The organism is Streptomyces avidinii, from assembly GCF_045161815.1.
Lineage (GTDB): Bacteria > Actinomycetota > Actinomycetes > Streptomycetales > Streptomycetaceae > Streptomyces > Streptomyces avidinii.
Window position 1 is genome coordinate 3,338,934 of the sequence record NZ_CP108863.1, and the last position, 17,814, is coordinate 3,356,747.

17 protein-coding genes and 2 tRNA genes are annotated in these 17,814 nt (G+C 71.4%); 9 read left to right on the forward strand and 10 right to left on the reverse strand.

The window, feature by feature from the left end:
• Positions 1-8: 8 nt before the first annotated feature.
• The 4 genes from OG373_RS14445 to OG373_RS14460 all read left to right on the forward strand — a co-directional run bounded on the left by OG373_RS14445 (position 9) and on the right by OG373_RS14460 (position 3,606).
• Complete coding sequence (locus OG373_RS14445) at positions 9-722, forward strand: M50 family metallopeptidase (RefSeq protein WP_405438657.1); 714 nt, start codon at positions 9-11, stop codon at positions 720-722.
• 64 nt (positions 723-786) lie between these two features.
• Positions 787-2,160, forward strand: a complete 1,374-nt coding sequence (aroA, locus tag OG373_RS14450) for a 3-phosphoshikimate 1-carboxyvinyltransferase (RefSeq protein WP_405438659.1) — start codon at positions 787-789, stop codon at positions 2,158-2,160.
• A gap of 8 nt (positions 2,161-2,168) precedes the next feature.
• On the forward strand, positions 2,169-3,179 hold the full coding sequence (gene rsgA, locus OG373_RS14455) for a ribosome small subunit-dependent GTPase A (protein ID WP_189972269.1): 1,011 nt from the start codon (positions 2,169-2,171) through the stop codon (positions 3,177-3,179).
• A gap of 103 nt (positions 3,180-3,282) precedes the next feature.
• Positions 3,283-3,606, forward strand: a complete 324-nt coding sequence (locus tag OG373_RS14460) for a multidrug efflux SMR transporter (RefSeq protein ID WP_030011402.1) — start codon at positions 3,283-3,285, stop codon at positions 3,604-3,606.
• Here the strand turns inward: OG373_RS14460 and OG373_RS14465 are convergent.
• Complete coding sequence (locus OG373_RS14465) at positions 3,572-4,114, reverse strand: TetR/AcrR family transcriptional regulator (protein ID WP_405438662.1); 543 nt, start codon at positions 4,112-4,114, stop codon at positions 3,572-3,574. The genes OG373_RS14460 and OG373_RS14465 overlap by 35 nt on opposite strands.
• Positions 4,115-4,239: 125 nt before the next feature.
• Here OG373_RS14465 and hisN point away from each other — a divergent pair, with 125 nt between their 5' ends.
• Positions 4,240-5,043 (forward strand): histidinol-phosphatase, encoded by an 804-nt coding sequence (hisN, locus tag OG373_RS14470; RefSeq protein ID WP_405438664.1) that lies wholly within the window; start codon positions 4,240-4,242, stop codon positions 5,041-5,043.
• Positions 5,044-5,223: 180 nt separating this feature from the next.
• Positions 5,224-5,616, forward strand: coding sequence for a cyclic nucleotide-binding/CBS domain-containing protein (locus OG373_RS14475; protein ID WP_383196603.1), 393 nt, complete (start codon positions 5,224-5,226; stop codon positions 5,614-5,616).
• 70 nt (positions 5,617-5,686) lie between these two features.
• Here OG373_RS14475 and OG373_RS14480 read toward each other — a convergent pair whose 3' ends face one another.
• Positions 5,687-7,156 carry a catalase gene (locus tag OG373_RS14480; protein ID WP_405438666.1) on the reverse strand — a complete coding sequence of 490 codons (1,470 nt, stop codon included), beginning with the start codon at positions 7,154-7,156 and terminating at the stop codon, positions 5,687-5,689.
• Positions 7,157-7,285: 129 nt separating this feature from the next.
• Here OG373_RS14480 and OG373_RS14485 point away from each other — a divergent pair, with 129 nt between their 5' ends.
• Positions 7,286-7,702, forward strand: coding sequence for a Fur family transcriptional regulator (locus OG373_RS14485; protein WP_397729168.1), 417 nt, complete (start codon positions 7,286-7,288; stop codon positions 7,700-7,702).
• A 130-nt stretch (positions 7,703-7,832) separates the two neighbouring features.
• On the opposite strand, the gene OG373_RS14490 is transcribed toward OG373_RS14485, so the two are convergent.
• Together OG373_RS14490 and OG373_RS14495 are read right to left on the reverse strand one after the other, a co-directional pair.
• Positions 7,833-7,906: transfer RNA gene (locus OG373_RS14490), tRNA-Met, on the reverse strand.
• Between the two features lie 47 nt (positions 7,907-7,953).
• Complete coding sequence (locus tag OG373_RS14495) at positions 7,954-8,550, reverse strand: TetR/AcrR family transcriptional regulator (protein WP_405438669.1); 597 nt, start codon at positions 8,548-8,550, stop codon at positions 7,954-7,956.
• Positions 8,551-8,657: 107 nt separating this feature from the next.
• On the opposite strand from OG373_RS14495, the gene OG373_RS14500 reads away from it, so the two are divergent.
• On the forward strand, positions 8,658-9,734 hold the full coding sequence (locus OG373_RS14500) for an FAD-dependent oxidoreductase (protein WP_405438671.1): 1,077 nt from the start codon (positions 8,658-8,660) through the stop codon (positions 9,732-9,734).
• Positions 9,735-9,828: 94 nt separating this feature from the next.
• Here OG373_RS14500 and OG373_RS14505 read toward each other — a convergent pair whose 3' ends face one another.
• The 3 genes from OG373_RS14505 to OG373_RS14515 form a co-directional block, all read right to left on the reverse strand.
• Entirely contained in the window at positions 9,829-11,685 is a 1,857-nt protein-coding gene (locus tag OG373_RS14505; RefSeq protein WP_405438673.1) for a sel1 repeat family protein, read from the reverse strand.
• Between the two features lie 192 nt (positions 11,686-11,877).
• Positions 11,878-11,951 (reverse strand) — tRNA-Met (locus tag OG373_RS14510).
• A 49-nt stretch (positions 11,952-12,000) separates the two neighbouring features.
• The gene (locus tag OG373_RS14515; RefSeq protein WP_397729397.1) at positions 12,001-14,880 is read right to left on the reverse strand and encodes a UPF0182 family protein; all 2,880 of its coding nucleotides are present in this window, start codon (positions 14,878-14,880) and stop codon (positions 12,001-12,003) included.
• Between the two features lie 130 nt (positions 14,881-15,010).
• Between OG373_RS14515 and OG373_RS14520 the strand changes: the two genes are divergently transcribed.
• Positions 15,011-15,580, forward strand: coding sequence for a PPA1309 family protein (locus OG373_RS14520; RefSeq protein ID WP_397729171.1), 570 nt, complete (start codon positions 15,011-15,013; stop codon positions 15,578-15,580).
• A 73-nt stretch (positions 15,581-15,653) separates the two neighbouring features.
• Here OG373_RS14520 and OG373_RS14525 read toward each other — a convergent pair whose 3' ends face one another.
• From OG373_RS14525 to OG373_RS14535, 3 genes are all read right to left on the reverse strand, one after another.
• A complete protein-coding gene (locus tag OG373_RS14525) occupies positions 15,654-16,739 on the reverse strand; it encodes a PDZ domain-containing protein (protein ID WP_397729172.1) in 1,086 nt (361 codons plus the stop codon).
• Between the two features lie 183 nt (positions 16,740-16,922).
• The gene (locus tag OG373_RS14530) at positions 16,923-17,129 is read right to left on the reverse strand and encodes a hypothetical protein (RefSeq protein ID WP_397729173.1); all 207 of its coding nucleotides are present in this window, start codon (positions 17,127-17,129) and stop codon (positions 16,923-16,925) included.
• A 146-nt stretch (positions 17,130-17,275) separates the two neighbouring features.
• On the reverse strand, positions 17,276-17,737 hold the full coding sequence (locus tag OG373_RS14535; protein ID WP_405438675.1) for a molybdenum cofactor biosynthesis protein MoaE: 462 nt from the start codon (positions 17,735-17,737) through the stop codon (positions 17,276-17,278).
• Between the last annotated feature and the right edge of the window lie 77 nt (positions 17,738-17,814).

A 17,814-nucleotide genomic window follows, 5' to 3' on the forward strand; every position in this document is an offset into this window, starting at 1 on the left:
GCCACCTTATGGACAGCAGCAATACGGCCGGTCTGTGGGACCGGCTCACGGGCATACAGGCCCTGCCCGACCGGTGGCTGGTGATCGCGACGGGGCTGGTCGCACTGGCCGCGGTGGGGCCCCGCCCGCTGTGGCGGCTGTCGCGCAACGCGATCACCATCGCGCACGAGGGCGGGCACGGCCTGCTGGCGCTGCTGACCGGGCGGCGCCTGAGCGGGATACGGCTGCACTCCGACACCAGCGGGGTCACCGTCAGCCGGGGGCGGCCGACCGGGCTCGGGATGATCCTGACCGCCGCGGGCGGGTACACGGCGCCCTCGCTGCTCGGACTGGGCGGCGCGGCGCTGCTGTCCGCGCACCGGATCACCCTGCTGCTGTGGGTGGCCACCGCCCTGCTGCTCGCGATGCTGGTGATGATCCGGAACGCGTACGGGGCGCTGACGGTGGTACTGACCGGCGGAACCTTCCTGCTGGTGTCCTGGCTGACCCCGGCCGAGGTGCAGGCCGGCTTCGTGTACCTGGTGGTGTGGTTCCTGCTGCTCGGCGGGGTCCGGCCGGTGTTCGAGCTGGGCGCCAAGCGCCGGGGCGGCGGGGCGCCCGACTCCGACGCCGACCAGCTCGGCCGGCTCACGCACCTGCACCCGGTGGTGTGGCTGCTCTTCTTCCACGTCGTCGCCCTGTGCTCGCTGATCGGCGGCGCCCGCTGGCTGCTCGACCTGTGACCGCTCCCTGAGACGGGACCGGGATCAAGATCTGGGGTCGGGGGAAGCCACTAAAGTGGGGGCCATGACCGAGACCCCCGCGCTCCCTGCCCTCTGGCCCGCTCCGCTCGCCGATGGGACCGTCCACGCCACCGTCACGGTGCCGGGCTCCAAATCGGTCACCAACCGGGCCCTGGTGCTCGCCGCGCTCGCCTCCGAGCCCGGCTGGGTGCGCCGCCCGCTGCGCTCGCGCGACTCCCAGCTGATGTCGGACGCGCTGCGCGCGATGGGCGTCGGCATCGAGGAGACCGTCTCCTCCAGCTCCGCCGGTGACGGCGCGGGCGGCGAGGCCTGGCGGGTCATCCCGGCGGCCCTGCACGGCCCGACGACCGTGGACGTCGGCAACGCGGGCACCGTCATGCGCTTCCTGCCGCCCGTCGCCACGCTCGCCGACGGTGACATCCGCTTCGACGGCGACCCGCGCTCCTACGAGCGCCCGCTCGGCCAGGTCATCAGCGCCCTGCGCACCCTCGGTGCCCGGATCGACGACGACGGCCGGGGCGCGCTGCCGATGACCGTCCTGGGCGGCGGGGCCCTGGAGGGCGGCACGGTCGAGATCGACGCCAGCAACTCCTCGCAGTTCGTCTCCGCGCTGCTGCTCTCCGCCCCGCGCTTCAACCAGGGCGTCGAGGTCCGGCACGTGGGCGGCAACCTGCCGTCGATGCCGCACATCCGGATGACCGTGGAGATGCTGCGCGCGGCGGGCGCCCAGGTCGACACCCCCGAGGCGGGCGGCGAGAAGAACGTCTGGCGGGTCACCCCCGGCGCGCTGCTGGGCCGCGACATGGTCGTCGAGCCGGACCTCTCCAACGCGCAGCCCTTCCTGGCCGCGGCCCTGATCACCGGTGGCACGGTCACCGTCCCGGACTGGCCGCGCCGCACCACGCAGCCCGGTGACGCGCTGCGCCGGATCTTCACGGAGATGGGCGGCTCCTGCGAGCTGACCGACGCGGGCCTGGTCTTCACCGGCACCGGCAAGATCCACGGCATCGACGTGGACCTGAGCGAGGTCGGCGAGCTCACCCCGGGCATCGCGGCGGTGGCGGCCCTGGCCGACTCCGAGTCGGTGCTGCGCGGAGTCGCGCACCTGCGGCTGCACGAGACGGACCGGCTGGCCGCGCTGACCAAGGAGATCAACGCGCTCGGCGGCGATGTCACCGAGACCGCCGACGGTCTGCACATCCGGCCGCGCCGGATGCACGGCGGCGTGTTCCACACGTACGACGACCACCGCATGGCCACCGCGGGCGCGGTGATCGGCCTGGCGGTGAAGGACGTGCAGATCGAGAACGTGGCGACGACCGCGAAGACCCTGCCGGACTTCCCGGCGATGTGGACGGACATGCTCGCCGGGGACGCCGGTGGGGCCGGGGCGCCCGGAGCGGGTGCGGGAGCGTAGGGCCCGTCATGCGCAGGTACGGCAAGCACACCGACGAGGACGACATCCGCCAGCGCCCGAACCCCAAGGGCAACCGGCCGAGGACCAGCATCCGGCCCAAACACGAGGACGCGGCCGAGGGTTTCGTCCTCACCGTGGACCGCGGCCGGCTGACCTGCCTGGTCGAGGACCGCACGGTGCACGCCATGAAGGCCCGTGAACTGGGCCGCAAGGCGGCGGTGGTCGGTGACCGGGTCTGGATCGTCGGTGACCTGTCCGGCAAGAAGGACACGCTGGCCCGCATCGTGAGGATCGAGGAGCGCAGGTCCGTCCTGCGGCGCACCGCCGACGACGACGACCCGTACGAGCGGGTGGTCGTCGCCAACGCCGACCAGCTGGCCATCGTCACGGCCCTGGCCGATCCGGAGCCGCGGCCCCGGATGATCGACCGCTGCCTGGTGGCGGCGTACGACGCGGGGCTGGAGCCGCTGCTGGTCCTCACCAAGTCGGACCTGACCTCCGCGGACAAGATCCTGGAGATCTACTCGACGCTCGGCGTGAACTACGTGGTGACCAACCGCGAGGAACTGGCCACGGGTGACGCGGCCGACCGGGTGCGCGAGCGGCTCGACGGCCGGATCACCGCCTTCGTCGGGCACTCGGGCGTCGGCAAGACCACCCTGGTGAACTCGCTCGTCGCGAAGGGCCGCCAGCGCGCCACCGGCCACGTCAACGCGGTCACCGGCCGCGGTCGGCACACCACCACCTCGGCGCTGGCGCTGCCGCTGCCGAGCGGCGACGGCTGGGTCATCGACACCCCGGGCGTGCGCTCCTTCGGCCTGCACCACGTGGACCCGTCCCGGGTGATCCTGGCCTTCCCGGACCTGGTGCCGGGGACCGAGGAGTGCCCGCGCGCGTGCAGCCACGACGAGCCGGACTGCGCGCTCGACAAGTGGGTGGAGGACGGCCACGCGGACCCGGCGCGGCTGTACTCGCTGCGGCGGCTGCTGGAGACGCGCGAACGCCGCGAGGGCGACTGACCGTCCGGGCAGGGCTCGGCCGCGTTTGTCGAGGGCCCTGTCTGGATAAATGCATAATCGCACCAAGTGACGCAATGTCACGTGACGCGGGGAGGCATTCGACATGGCGTGGCTGCTGGTCGTGGTCGCGGGACTCCTGGAGACCGGTTTCGCGGTCTGCCTCAAGCTCTCCCACGGGTTCACCCGGCTGTGGCCGACCGTCGCCTTCGCGTGCTTCGCGCTCGGCAGCTTCGGTCTGCTGACGCTGGCGCTCAAGAAGCTGGACGTGGGCCCGGCGTACGCGGTGTGGACGGGCATCGGCGCCGCCGGGACGGCGATCTACGGCATGGTCTTCCTCGGCGACCTCGTCTCCACCCTCAAACTCGTCTCGATCTCGCTGGTCATCCTGGGCGTCATCGGGCTCCAGCTGTCCGGCTCGGCACACTGAGCAGCCTGCGCAGCTCGCCCGGTCCCGGCTCCTCCCCCGGCGCGATCACGTAGGACAGGGCGAGGCGCACGGCGAGCTCGCAGCGCTGCGGGCCCTCCCCCGGCGTCAGGGCGGCGGCCGACCGGTCCCGGACGGCCCGGGCCAGCTCACCCGGCCCGGGCGCCCGGCCGTCGGCCGCGGGCAGGCCCGCGTCCCAGGCTCCGGTGAGCAGGGCCCGTACGAGGGGCTGCGCGCGGGCCGCCCGTACCGTCCACTCCGCGACGGCGACGAGCCGCTCGGTGGCCCGGGCCGGGGTGGACAGGGCCCGGTCCACCCCGTCGAGGTAGCGGTCGGCCTCGCGGCGGACCAGGGCGCGGCCGAGGCCCGCCTTGCCGCCGAACTCGTTGTAGAGGGTCTGCCGGGACACCCCGGCCGCGGCGGCCACGTCGACCATGCGCACGTCCGGCCAGGGGCGCGCCGCGAGCGCCGCTCCCGCCGCCTCCAGCAAGGACTCCCGGGCTGCCGGCATCCGCGCCTCCCCGTTCGGCTCTCTCCGGCCAGAGTTGACGGGTCGCCAGATCCTGTCAAGGGCGCATCGGGGCCGCACCGTGGACAGCGTTGGTGGGGCTCGGGGAGTCTCGATACTGTTCGGGCATGCCCGAGTATGACGATGACCTGCGCCTTGCCCTCGACCTCGCCGACGCGGCGGACGCCGCCACGATGGAGCGGTTCCGCGCCCTCGACCTGCAGGTCGAGACGAAGCCGGACATGACCCCGGTGAGCGAGGCCGACAAGGCCGCCGAGGAGATCATCCGGGCCGGCATCGCGGCCGCCCGGCCCGACGACGCCATCCTGGGCGAGGAGTACGGGCTCAAGGGCAGCGGTCCGCGCCGCTGGGTCGTGGACCCGATCGACGGCACGAAGAACTACGTGCGCGGGGTGCCCGTCTGGGCGACGCTGATCTCCCTGATGGCCGAGGGCGAGGACGGCGGGTTCCGCCCCGTGGTCGGCGTGGTGTCCGCACCGGCGCTGGGCCGCCGCTGGTGGGCGACCAGGGGCGGGGGTGCGTACGCGGGCGGCGCGCTCGGCGCGACCACGGCCATCGGCGTGTCCAAGGTGGCCGGACTGGGCGACGCCTCGTTCGCGTACTCCTCGTTGAGCGGCTGGGAGGAGCAGGGCCGGCTCGCCGGATTCCTGGACCTGACGCGCGCGTGCTGGCGCACCCGCGGCTACGGCGACTTCTGGCCGTACATGATGGTCGCCGAGGGCTCGCTGGACCTGTGCGCGGAGCCGGAGCTCAACCTGTGGGACATGGCGGCCATCGCGGTCGTGGTCCAGGAGGCGGGCGGCCGCTTCACCAGCCTCGACGGGGTGGACGGGGTGCACGGCGGGAACGCCGCGGCCTCGAACGGACTGCTCCACGAGGAGATGCTGGGCCTGTTGCGCCCGCGCGCCTGAGTCCGCCGCGCGCTGCTCACGCTCCGCCCCGCGCCTTCTTGTCGGGCCTCCGGGTCCGTGGGAGTCTGAAAGTCCCCACGCTTGTGCGCTTGTGAAGCATTTCACTGGAGGCTGCTGCTCCAGGGCCACTCGGCGCACCCACCCAAGCGGGGGGACTCACCCCAGGAGGTGGCTCTCTTCATGCTCGTCCGTGACGCAATGAGCACCGTGATCCTCACCCTCGGACCCGCACACACCCTCCGGCAGGCGGCCTGCCTGATGTCCGGCCGGCGCGTCGGCGCGGCCGTCGTCCTCGACCCCGACCACAGCGGAATCGGCATTCTGACCGAGCGCGACATCCTCAACTCCATAGGCGCGGGCCACGATCCGGACCGGGAGTCCGTGGGCGCGCACACCACCAACAACGTCGTGTTCTGCACCCCGGAAGCCACGGTGCAGGAAGCCGCCGAGGCGATGGCCCACGGCGGTTTCCGGCACCTGATCGTGCTGGAGCACGGCGGACCGGTCGGCATCGTGTCCGTACGGGACGTCATCCGCTGCTGGGTACCGGCGCGGCGCACGGTCTCCGCGTGAAACGACGCCGGGCCGCAGCCCTCCGAAGAGGGCTGCGGCCCGGCGTCCTGCTACGACAAGCGATCCGGGATCAGCCGCGGAGGGCCTGGACCGCGGCCTCGAGCCGCTTGCCGAAGTCACCGTCCGCCTGGCGGAAGTTGTTGATCGCGCGCTCGACGATGTCGTCGCGGGAGACCTTGGCGATGAAGCCGGACAGGTTCTCGACCAGGCGGGCCTTCTCGTCCTCCGAGTACAGGCGGTAGAGGTTGCCCGCCTGGACGAAGTCGTTGTCCTCGCGGTGGACGGCAGCCGGGTGGTTGCCCGTGCCGCCGGTGACCGGGACGGGCTGCCACAGCGGGCGGTCCGTCTGGTGCGGGCCGCCGAAGCTGTTCGGCTCGTAGTTCTTCGCGCCCTTGTGGCGGCCGTCGTACAGGTAGCCGTCACGGGAGTTGGTGCGCGCCTCGGTGGCGTGCGGGCGGTTCACCGGCAGGTGGTCGGCGTTGATGCCGACGCGGTAGCGGTGGGCGTCGCCGTAGCCGAAGAGGCGGCCCTGGAGCATCTTGTCCGGGGAGGGACCGATGCCGGGGACGAAGTGCGCCGGGCTGAAGATGCTCTGCTCGACCTCCGCGAAGACGTTCTCCGGGTTGCGGTTGAGCTCCAGCTTGCCGATCTCGATCGGCGGGTAGTCCTCGTGCGGCCACACCTTGGTGAGGTCGAACGGGTTGAAGCGGTACTCGGCCGCCTCGGCCGCGGGCATGATCTGGACCTGCACGGTCCAGGTCGGGAAGTCGCCGCGCTCGACGGCCTCGCGCAGGTCGCGCTGGTGCGAGTCGGGGTCCTCCCCGGCGAGGGCGTTGGCCTCGGCCTGGGTGAGGTTCTTGATGCCCTGGTCGGTCTTGAAGTGGTACTTGACCCAGAAGACCTCGCCGGCCTCGTTGTTCCACTGGAACGTGTGCGAGCCGTAGCCGTTCATGTGGCGGTAGGACGCCGGGATGCCGCGGTCACCGAACAGCCAGGTCACCTGGTGGGTCGACTCGGGCGACAGACCCCAGAAGTCCCAGACGTTGTCCGCTTCCTGCGAGCCCGTGTACGGGTCCCGCTTCTGGGTGTGGATGAAGTCGGGGAACTTGATGGCGTCCTTGATGAAGAACACCGGGGTGTTGTTGCCGACGAGGTCGTAGTTGCCCTCTTCGGTGTAGAACTTCAGCGCCCAGCCGCGGGGGTCGCGGACCGCGTCGGCGCTGCCGAGGTTGCCCGCGACGGTGGAGAAGCGCAGGAAGGTCTCGGTCTCCTTGCCGACCTCGGACAGGAACTTGGCGCGGGTCCACTGCGAGACGTCGCGGGTCAGCGTGAAGGTGCCGTAGGCACCGGCGCCGCGGGCGTGCACCACGCGCTCCGGGATGCGCTCGCGGTTGAAGTGCGCGAGCTTCTCCAGCAGCAGCTGGTCCTGGACCAGGACGGGGCCGCCGATGCCGGCGGTCTCGCTGTTCTGGTTGTCGGCGACCGGCGCTCCGGCCTCCGTGGTGAGCGGTCCCTGCGTCACGTGCGCCTCCTGCGTCATCCCTGCATGTCCTGTCCTTGGCGTTTGCCGTACTCGATCCTACGATGGACTTTGTCTAAGTCAAGTAAGGATCCAAGTCCGCACTGATTCGGGAGTTACACCGAATCCCTCACTGTTAGGCTGATGTCTATGAGTGACCTGCTGGATCGACTTCGCGGACGCGGCTGGCGCATGACGGCGCAGCGACGCGTCGTGGCCGAGGTGCTCGACGGTGACCACGTGCACCTGACGGCGGACGAGGTGCACGCGCTCGCGGTGGCCAGGCTGCCCGAGATCTCGCGCGCGACCGTCTACAACACCCTGGGCGAGCTCGTCACCCTCGGCGAGGTCCTGGAGGTCTCCACGGACCGCCGCGCCAAGCGGTACGACCCCAACGCCCACCGGCCCCACCAGCACCTGGTCTGCGCCCAGTGCGGCGCGATCCGCGACGTGCACCCGGCGGGCAACCCGCTGGCCGATCTGCCCGACGCGGAGCGCTTCGGCTTCGTGGTGTCGGCGGTCGAGGTGACGTATCGCGGCGTCTGCCCGAACTGCGCCGGCGCCTGAGAACACCGACATGGAAGGGCCCGGACCCCTGGGGGTCCGGGCCCTTCCGCGTTCGACTTCTGTTCGCGCTCTTGGCAGGCGGAAACGACTCAGGGCCCGGATCCATTGGATCCGGGCCCTGAGTCTTCAGTAGCGGGGACAGGATTTGAACCTGCGACCTCTGGGTTATGAGCCCAGCGAGCTACCGAGCTGCTCCACCCCGCGTCGGTAAACCCAACGTTACGTGAAGGCCCCCGGCAGATGCAAATCGGTTAACCGGCCAGTCCCCGGTGCAGCAGCGCTGTCAGCGTCTCCACCACCTCGTCGTCGTCGAGCGCGGCTCCGCCGGCCATGGCGGCGTACCCGAGCATCGAGATCATCGCCCCCATCGCCGCGGCGACCAGTTCCGGGTCCCCGGGCAGCTCACGGCCCCGCTCGCGCATGTACGCGAGGTGCTCGCGCAGCGGTGCGGTGTCCGCGAGGAGCCGCCCCCAGGCCTGCCCCGAGCCGGGCGGCTCGGCCATGGACTTCTGGAAGAGGGCGACCACGACGGGCAGATGGTCCCGGAAGACGCGCCAGGTGACCGCCACATGTGTCCGCAGCTGCGCCCGGTCGGCGAGATCGTGTTCGCGGGGGTGATCGTGCGCGCCGACCTCCACGTCCACCTGGGCCTCCATGTCCGCGAGCAGCGCGCCCAGCAGTTCGTCCTTGCCCGCGAAGTGCTCGTAGAAGGACCCGGTGGACCGGCCGGCGGCCTTGGTGATGTCGGTGATCTTCGTCTGTGCGTAGCCGCGCTCCAGGAAGAGGGCCCGCGCCGCCTCCTTGAGCGCCGCCTCCGTGCCGGCCGCCCGCTCCTTGCGCACTCCCACCGCGATCCCCGTTCCCGCTTGACGCCGTCTTCTCGGCCTCATCATACTGAACCCAGTTTCACCGAATCGAAATTCAGTGAATGTGGATTCAGCTAAAGGGGTCGGACATGCGTGTGTCAGTCATCGGGGGCGGAGTGGCCGGAGCGGCGAGCGCGATCGCGCTGCGGCGCGCGACCGGCGCGGAGGTCACGGTCCACGAGGCGTACGAGGACCCGGCCGGCCAGGTGGGCTCCTTCCTCAGCCTCGCCGTCAACGGGCTGCGGGGGCTGGACGCGCTGGGCTGCCTCGCCGAGGTCCGGGCCGCGGGCTTCCCGGTCGCCCTGCAGCGGATGTGGTCCGCCTCGGGCAAGCTCCTCGGGGAGGTGCCGCGCGGCCGGCGGGCCTCGGACAGCCTGCACAGCACGACCCTGCTGCGCGGACGGCTGGTGGAGGTGCTGCGCGCCGAGGCGGTGCGCGCCGGCGCCCGGATCGAGACGGGACGCCGGGTGGACCCGGCGGACCTGGACGCGGACCTGGTGGTGGCGGCCGACGGCATCTGGTCCGCCACCCGCACCGCGCTGGACCCGGCGGCGCCGCAGGTGCGGTACGCGGGCCTCTACAGCGTGTCGGGGGTCTCCGAGGGCGTGCGGCTCACCCCGGGCACCTACCACTTCGTCTTCGGGCGCCGCGGTGCCTTCCTGTGCGTCCCGGCGGCCGACGGCACGGTCTGGTGGTCGGCCCAGGTGCCCTCACCGGGGCCCCCGGACCCGGCGGACGTCACCCGGGGCCTGCTGGCGGAGCTGTACGGCAGGGAGAAGCTGCCGCTGTCCCTGATCCGGGCGGCGACCCGCGTCGACCGCCCGATGCCGATGCACCGGCTGGCGGACGTGCCCGTCTGGCACGACGGGCGCACCGTGCTGATCGGCGACGCCGCCCACCCGGTGGGAGCCGGGCAGGGCGCGTCGATGGCGATCGAGGACGCGGTGGCCCTGGCCCGCTGCGTCGCCGGGGCGCCGGGGGTGGCGGCCGCCCTGGCCGAGTACACCCGCGTACGGCGCCCCCGGGTGGCCCGGATGACCCGTGCCGCGGCGACGAACCGCGACTCGAAGACCCCGGGCACGGTGCAGCGCCGCGTCAACGACCTGCTGATGCCGCTCGCCTTCCGGCACGTCTACGCCCGCTCCACCTCCTGGCTCTACCGCTGAGAGCCGAGAGCCGCGGCGGACCGCGCGCCCGGGCCGTCTCCTTCGGTCCGGTCGGCCGAGCCCGCGGCGCCCGGAAGGATCCGAAAGAGACCGCCTAGGCCGAGAGCTCCTCGGCCAGGGCCTCGCGGAGTCGGGCCGCGCGTTCCGAGACCTCGGCCGGGCCCAGTTCCATGGCGCGCACGCACCACTTCTGGCCCTCCGCGAGGTCCCCGTGGCGGGCCGCCAGCAGGCCGAGGCGCAGGGCGGCGCGGCCGTGCCCCGCCACCGCCGCGCGGGTCCACCACAGGGCGGCCTCCGGCTCGTTGCCCTCGCGGGCCAGCAGCAGCCCGAGGTTGAAGGCGCCGTTGCGGGAGCCTGCCTCGGCCGCCTCCCGGTACCAGCGCGAGGCGACCGCCAGGTCACCGCGGGCGGCGGCGAGCATGCCGACCCGCACCTGGGCCCGGCGGTGCCCCAGCTCGGCGGCCCGCTCGTACCACTCCTCGCTCTCGGTGCGCGGGGCGCCGCCCACGGGCTCGCCCAGCGCCACCGGCTCCGGCGGCGGGGCCAGCGACTCCAGCAGCGCGGCCAGGCGGAACGCCGCCTCCGCGCTGCCGCCGCCCGCCGCGCAGCGCAGGTGGCGCTCGGCCGCCCGGTCCTCGCCGTCCCGGACCAGGGCGATGCCGACCTGCAGCGCCGCGTCGGTGTGCCCGGCCGACGCCGCCCGCTCGTACCACTTCAGCGCGGTCCGGTCCTCGTCGCGGCTGGCGAACAGGATCCCGAGGTTGAAGGCCGCGTCGACGCTGCCCGCCTCCGCCGCCTTCGAGAACCACGGCTCCGCGCCCGCCGCGTCACCGCCCTGGAGCAGCAGGATCGCCAGCGCGTTGGCCGCCTCGCGGTGGCCGGCGTAGGCGGCGCGCCGGTACCACTGCTCGGCCTGCGCGGTCCGGTCCTGTGCGACGCACAGCAGAGCAAGGTTGTACGCCCCGTTTTGGTCGCCCGCGTCCATGGCGGTCCGGTACCAGCGCTCCGCGGTCTGGGTCTCACCGCGTGCGGCGTGCAGCGCGCCCAGCGCGTTGGCGGCGTTGCCGTCGCCGTCCTGCGCCGCCCGGTGCCACCACACGGCCGCGCTCTCCTCGTCGCCCGCGTCGCGCAGCAGGAAGCCGAGCGCGCACGCCGCCCGTGCCTCGCCCTGCTTGGCGGAGGTCAGGTACCAGCGCCCGGCCTCCTTGAGCTCGCCGCGTGCCTCCAGCAGCGCGCCCAGGTGCAGCGCGGCACGCCGGTGCCCGCGCGCGGCGGCCTGCCGGTACCACTGCTCGGCCTCGGCGGGGTCGCCCTTGCGCAGGTGCCTCGCCAGCCGGTACGCGGCTTCGCGGTGCCCCTGTTCGGCTGCGGCGCGGAACCAGCGTTCGACGCCCTTGTCCCCGCGGTGCTCCAGCAGGTCGGCCAGCCCGTACGCGCCCAGCGCGTGGCCGGATTCGGCCGCCTGCCGCATCCAGTACTCGGCGGCGGGCTCGTCCCCGCGCTCGCGGAAGTAGCGGCCCAGGGCGTGCGCGGCGGGAGCGGATCCGGCGACGGCAGCGACCCGCCACCAGTCGGCGGCCTCCTCGGGGTAGCCGCGCTGGTGCAGCAGGACGCCCAGGTTGTTGGCGGCGGCGCGGTCGCCTTCACCGGTGGCCCCCCGCAGGTAGGGCTCGGCGCCGTCGAGGTCGCCGCGGCGCAGCAGCAGCGCGCCGAGCACGCTCATGGCCCCGGGGTCGCCCTTGTCGGCGGCCACCCGGTGCCGTGCTTCGAGCTCGGCGTCACTCGCCGCGTCGGTCTCGGCGAACATCTCCTCCGCGAAATCCGCATCGGTCAGTGCGGTCTGCGCGTCGACGACCGGAGCCGCCCCCTCGGCCTCTGTGTCCGTCCCGGACTCCGCCCTCACAAACCGCCCTGTCTCCAGCAGAGTTGACCTGTCCCCCATAAATCCCATCGTCGCATCACCTGCTACCCGCGTACACCTGGTATGTCGCAGCCAGTGAGGTCACTACAGCGTTTTGTCGACATGCCCACAGTGGGGTAAGTCAAACACGCTCCACCGACAACTCACCCTCCCCGGCTACCGCGTGTTGGCCCCGGGCATGACGAAGGCCCGGATCCCATGGATCCGGGCCTTCATCTTCAGTAGCGGGGACAGGATTTGAACCTGCGACCTCTGGGTTATGAGCCCAGCGAGCTACCGAGCTGCTCCACCCCGCGTCGGTGAAACCACAGTATCACGACACGGGGTGGAACCATTACCCATTGATCACTGGCCCGACGGCGCGGGCGTCGTGAGCTTCGCCTCGGCGTCGATCGCCCGCTTCAGCGCCGCCTTGATCTCGTCCTGGGCCTTGCCGAAGGCCGCCCAGTCGCCGGCCTGTCGGGCCTTCTCGGCGTCCTCGATGGCCTTCTGCGCGTCGCCGAGCGCCGCCTTGACCGTCGGGTCCGTGATGGTCGGCGGCGTGACGGTGCCGTCGCCCGGCGGCTGGTCCGGGGGTACCGGAACGGTCGGCGCCTCGGCCCCGAAGACCACGTTGAGCGCCTTCTCCAGCGTGTCCTCGAAGGCGGTCTGGTTGCCGTAGGTCACGAGCACCTTGCGCAGCAGCGGGTACTTGAGGCCGGAGCTGCGGACGTAGACCGGCTCGACGTAGAGCATGCCGCCGTCGAGCGGCACCGCGAGCAGGTTGCCGTACTCGATCTCCGAGTCACCACCGCGCAGCAGGCGGATGGACTCGGCGATCTTCGGCTCCGACTGGAACTTGCTCTGCACCTGACCGGGGCCGTCCGGCGGCTTGCTCGTCGGCATCTTCAGAATGCGGATCTTGCCGTAGTCCGGGGTGCCCGGATCGGCGTTGACCGCCATGAAGGCACTCAGGTTGGGCCGCTCGTTCGGCGTGAACGTCGTGGTGAGCGAGAAGACCTGGTCCTTCTCCTTCTGGCCCGGCATCTTCATCGACAGGTAGTACGGCGGAACGGCCGTACCGGCCTTGGTCGTCGGGTCGTCCGGGACCGCCCACGCCTCACTGCCGCTGAGGAAGGTCTGCGGGTCGGTGACGTGGTACCGGGTCAGCAGCTCGCGCTGGACCTTGAAGAGGTCCTGCGGGTACCGGAGGTGGTCCATGAGCGGCTTGGCGATGTCGGCCTTGGGCTTCACCGTGCCCGGGAACGCCTTCATCCAGGTCTTCAGGACCGGGTCCTGGGTGTCCCACTGGTACAGGTCGACCGAGCCGTCGTACGCGTCGACGGTGGCCTTCACCGAGTTGCGGATGTAGTTGACCTGGTTCTCCTGGGCGACCACCGCACGCTGGCTGTTGGTCAGCGAGTCCGCGGTGCTCTGGCCCAGGGTGGTGCGCGAGGCGTACGGGTAGCCGTTGGTGGTCGTGTAGGCGTCGACGATCCACTTGATCCGGCCGTCGATCACGGCCGGGTAGGGCGCGCCGTCGATGGTCAGCCACGGGGCGACCGCCTCGACGCGCTCCTTGGGCGTGCGGTTGTAGAGGATCCGCGAGCCGTCGCCGATGGCGCCCGAGTAGAGGATCTGCGGCTCGTTGAAGGTGAGCGCGTAGGCGGCCCGGTTGACCGGGCTGTCGAGATTGACGCCGGAGTCGCCCTTGTAGCTCGTCTCCTTCTCGCCCTTGTCGTCCGAGTAGTCGAGCTCCTTCTGCGGACCGCCGACGATCGAGTACTGCTTCGTCTGCTCGCCGTAGTAGATGCGCTGCTCGAAGTCCGTGCCGAACATGCCCTTGGAGGGCAGGTCGGACTGCGTGAAGTCGGGAGCGCCGTCCTTCACGGTGGTGCCCTTGGCCGCGACCACTCCGTAGCCGTGCGTGTACTTGAAGTGGTCGTTGATCCAGTTGTTCTTCGGGATGCCGCCGATGTTCAGCTCGCGCAGCCCGATGACCGTGTCCTGGCCGCTGTACCGGTCCACGGCGAGCGTGGACGGGAAGGCGTAGTAGCCCTTGACCTGCTGGAGCTGCTGGAAGGCCGGCGAGACGATGTTCGGGTCGAGGATGCGGATGCTGGCCGTGGTGTCGGCCTGCGGCCGCAGCTTGCCCCGGTCCTCCGTCTGCGGGACGCCCGGGTAGTCCGTGACCTCGGAGCCTGCGATGTCGTAGGCGTCGCGCGTGGCCTTGATGTTCTTCTGGACGTACGGGGATTCCTTGGCCTGCTCGTTCGGCTGGACCTGGAACTTCTGCACGATCGCCGGGTAGAGCCCGCCGATCAGGATCGCCGAGAGCACCATCAGGCCGAAGCCGATGACCGGCAGCTGCCAGGTGCGGCGCCACAGCGTCGCGAAGAACAGCAGGGCGCAGATCGCGGCGATGGCGACGAGGATCGTCTTCGCCGGCAGATAGGCGTTCGCGTCGACGTAGCGCAGGCCCGTCCAGTTGTCGGCGGCCTTGAAGTCGCTGGACTTCACGGCGAGCCCGTAGCGGTCGAGCCAGTAGGCGACCGCCTTCAGCGTGACGAAGAGGCCGAGCAGCACCGACAGGTGCCCGGTCGCGGCGGCGGTGGCCCGGGCGCCCGGGCTGGTCACGCGCAGTCCGCCGTACAGGTAGTGCACGACGGCCGCGGCGATCACCGACAGCACGACGGCGGCGAAGCCGAAGCCGAGCAGGAAGCGGTACCAGGGCAGGTCGAAGGTGTAGAAGGACACGTCCATGCGGAACTGCGGGTCCTTCGTACCGAAGGTCACCCCGTTCACATACATGAGCCAGGTCTTCCACTGACCGGCCGCCGAGGCGCCGGCGATCAGGCCGACGAGCACGGCGATGCCCAGGAGCAGCCACTTCTTGTACGGGGCGATGCTCATCCGGTAGCGGTCGAGGCTCTGCTGTTCCATCGACATCGCGCTGAGCGGCGGCCGCAGCCGGTGGGCCAGCCAGATGTTGAAACCGACGGCACCCGCCATCAGCAGACCGAACACGGCGAAGAGGCCGATCTTGGTCCACAGCGTGGTGGTGAAGACGGTGGAGTACTTCACGGAGCGGAACCAGAGCCAGTCAGTCCAGAAGCCCGCGAACATGATGAAGAGCATGGCCAGGACGGCCAGCACGCCCAAGGTCATGAGGAGAGTTCTGGCCCGCCGGGAGGGGCGGCCGACTCTCATCCGTGGCCCGGAGGGGCCTCCGCCGCGGTCCGGCATCTGGAAAGCCAAGGTGCGCACCTCGAAAGTCGCTGAGTCTGGTAATGAACGGGCCCCCGATCGTAGAGCCCACTCATGCAACTTACTGAGGCTTCGGTCAGTTCCCGGTATCCGGTGGAAAGGAGGCAGGATGTTGCCCATGTCCAACCTTTCGCCTTCCCCCGGCACCCCCATGGCTGCCAGCCCGCTGACCCGTGCCTGCCTCGAGATCGACGAGTACGCGGCCGGCCTCGGCTGGGACAAGCCCGCACGGCTCTTCGCGCTCGTCGACACGGCCCGGCTCAAGAAGCAGGAGCCGCGGCTCGCGAGCCAGCTCGGTGTCGACCAGGACGACGCCGGCAAGTCCTCGCTGACCCCGATCGAGCAGGACGAGGTCCCGAAGGGGACCCCCCTCGACAAGTTCCTGGGCACCATCGCCTGGCCCGACGCGGTCGTCGGCTGCGCGCTGACCGTGGAGCGTCTGATGCTGCCGCCGTCGGCGGAGGCGTCCGTACCGGAGGGCCTGAGCGACAAGCAGCTGTCGAAGTGGGTCGCCGGTCACCCGGAGCGGCAGGAGGTCCGCCTGACCGTGGCCGTGCTGCGCGACGGCTCGCGCGAGTCGGCCGTACGGCTGCGCGAGAAGGACGCCTCGACGGAGGTCCTCACCGGTGCGGGCCTGGTGCCCGGGCTGGCGGAGGCTTTGGCTGCGACCTTCTCGTAGGTCGCGCTCGTAGGTGGTCGCGCCGGGCACGGCGGCGGCACGTCGGGGGACGGGCGGACGGGGGACGGAGCGGTCAGGGCTTGCACTGCGGCAGCCCGGCCGTGTCCCCCTTGCTGATCTTCTGCAGCGCCTTGGTGGCGTCGTCGATGGTGGCGACCTTGACCAGGGTCAGCCCGTCGGGCACGTTCGAGGCCGCGGAGGCGCAGTTCTCGGCGGGCGTCAGGAAGTACCGGGCGCCGGCCTGCCGGGCTCCGATGGTCTTCATCTGGATACCGCCGATGGGGCCGACCTTGCCCGCGTCGTCGATCGTGCCGGTGCCCGCGACGAACTTCCCGCCGGTCAGGTCCTCCGGGGTCAGCTTGTCGACGATGCCGAGGGCGAACATCAGACCGGCGCTCGGGCCGCCGACGTCGGCGAGCTTGATGTCGATCGTGAACGGGAAGGCGTGGTCGGTGCCGGCCCGGATGCCGACGATGGCGTGACCGTCGCCCTCCGCCTTGCCCGCGGTGATCGTCACCTTCGAGGTGGCGGGGTCGTTGTCGTTCGCCTTCGCCGCCTCGGCCGCGTCCTTGGCGGGCACGATGGTGAATTCCACCGGCTCACCGGGCTTGTGCTTGGTGACGAGCTTGGCCACGTCCTCGGGGGCGGTGACGGGGGCGCCGTCCACGGCCTTGATCACGTCACCGGCGTGCAGCCGGCCCTCGGAGGGGCTGTCCTTGACCACGGTGGAGACGATCACCCGGGCGGTGACCGGGATGCCGAGCTGCTTCAGGGCCGCCACCTTGGCGCTCTGCTGCGACTGGCTGAACTCCTCGGCGTTCTCCTGGGTGGACTCCGCGTCCGTCTTGCCGTTCGGGTAGAGGTTCTCGTGCGGGACGACGATGTTGTCGCCGGCCAGCCAGCCGTACACCGCTTCCACCAGGCTCATGTCGTAGTCGGCGCCGGTGACGCGGACCGTCGTCATATTGAGGTGCCCGCTGGTCGGGTACGTCTTGCGCCCCGAGATGTTGAGGACGGGCGCGCCGTGCGAGTCCCCGAGGGTGTTCACGGTCGGGCCGGGGCTCATCTCGGAGTACGGGACCTTGATGAACACCCCTGCGCAGAGCAGCGCGAACAGCACCAGGGTGGAGGCGAGCATCGTCGCGGTGCGGCGTGGCATGGATCCGACAGTACGGGACGGCCCTGCAGGGCGGCCCTCGGGGCCGGTCCGTACGGGGGCCGTGCGCGAAACTCTCAGCGGAATCTCACCGGGGGCGGTGGAGTCGGCAGCAGTCCGGAACGGGACGGACGCGGAGCGTGGGCCCGGCGTCGTCGCACGGCGCCGGACGGGCGTCGCTCGGAGTCAGACGGCATCGGAGGCGGGGTGTGCGGAATGGGCGTCCGCCGTGGCCCGGGGCTGATCGGCATTGGCCATGGCTTCGCGGAAACGCGCGTAGCCCGCCAGCTCGGATATGTCACCCTGTGTGCGGTCGCGTGCCGCCCAGCTGCCCCATATCGCCGCTCCGATCGCGGCGAACAGCGGAATCAGCAACCACGCCAAAGACGCCATGGGCCTGCCTCCCTACCCCGAAGTACGTTTCGTTGGTGGCTTCAACGCTCGTGCCCGTGGGGGGGTTACGCAAATCGAGGGCGTGTTGCGCGGCCGAACGGGTGCGAGGGTACCGCCTTCCGGGTGCCGCTCCCCGACCGGGGGGTTCAGCAGGCGCCGACCCATTCTTCGCTGCCGTCGCTGAACGTCTGGTGCTTCCAGATCGGGACCTCGTGCTTGAGGTCGTCGATCAGCATCCGGGCGGCCTCGAAGGCCTCGCCGCGGTGCGGGCAGGACACCGCGACGACGACGGCCAGGTCGCCCACGGCCAGGTCACCGACGCGGTGCACGGCCGCCAGGGCGCGGACCGGGAACTTGGCCACGACCCGCTCGGCCACGCGGCGCATCTCGGCCTCGGCGGTCGGGTGGCAGGAGTAGCCGAGCGAGTCGACGTCCGCCCCGCTGTCGTGGTTGCGCACCGTGCCGACGAAGAGCGTCGTACCGCCCGAGGCGTCGTCGCCGACGGCCTGGAAGACCTCGTCGATCGACAGGGGGGTCTCGCGGATCTGGAGCAGCCGGATCGGGTCCGAAGCGGCCTGCTCACCGGGGTGGTCGAAGTGCGGTGCCATGCCTTCATCGTGCCCTAGCCGCTGACACGGCGAAATAGCAGATTCGCCCGGGGCGGGCCCGGCACCTTGGGAGCCTC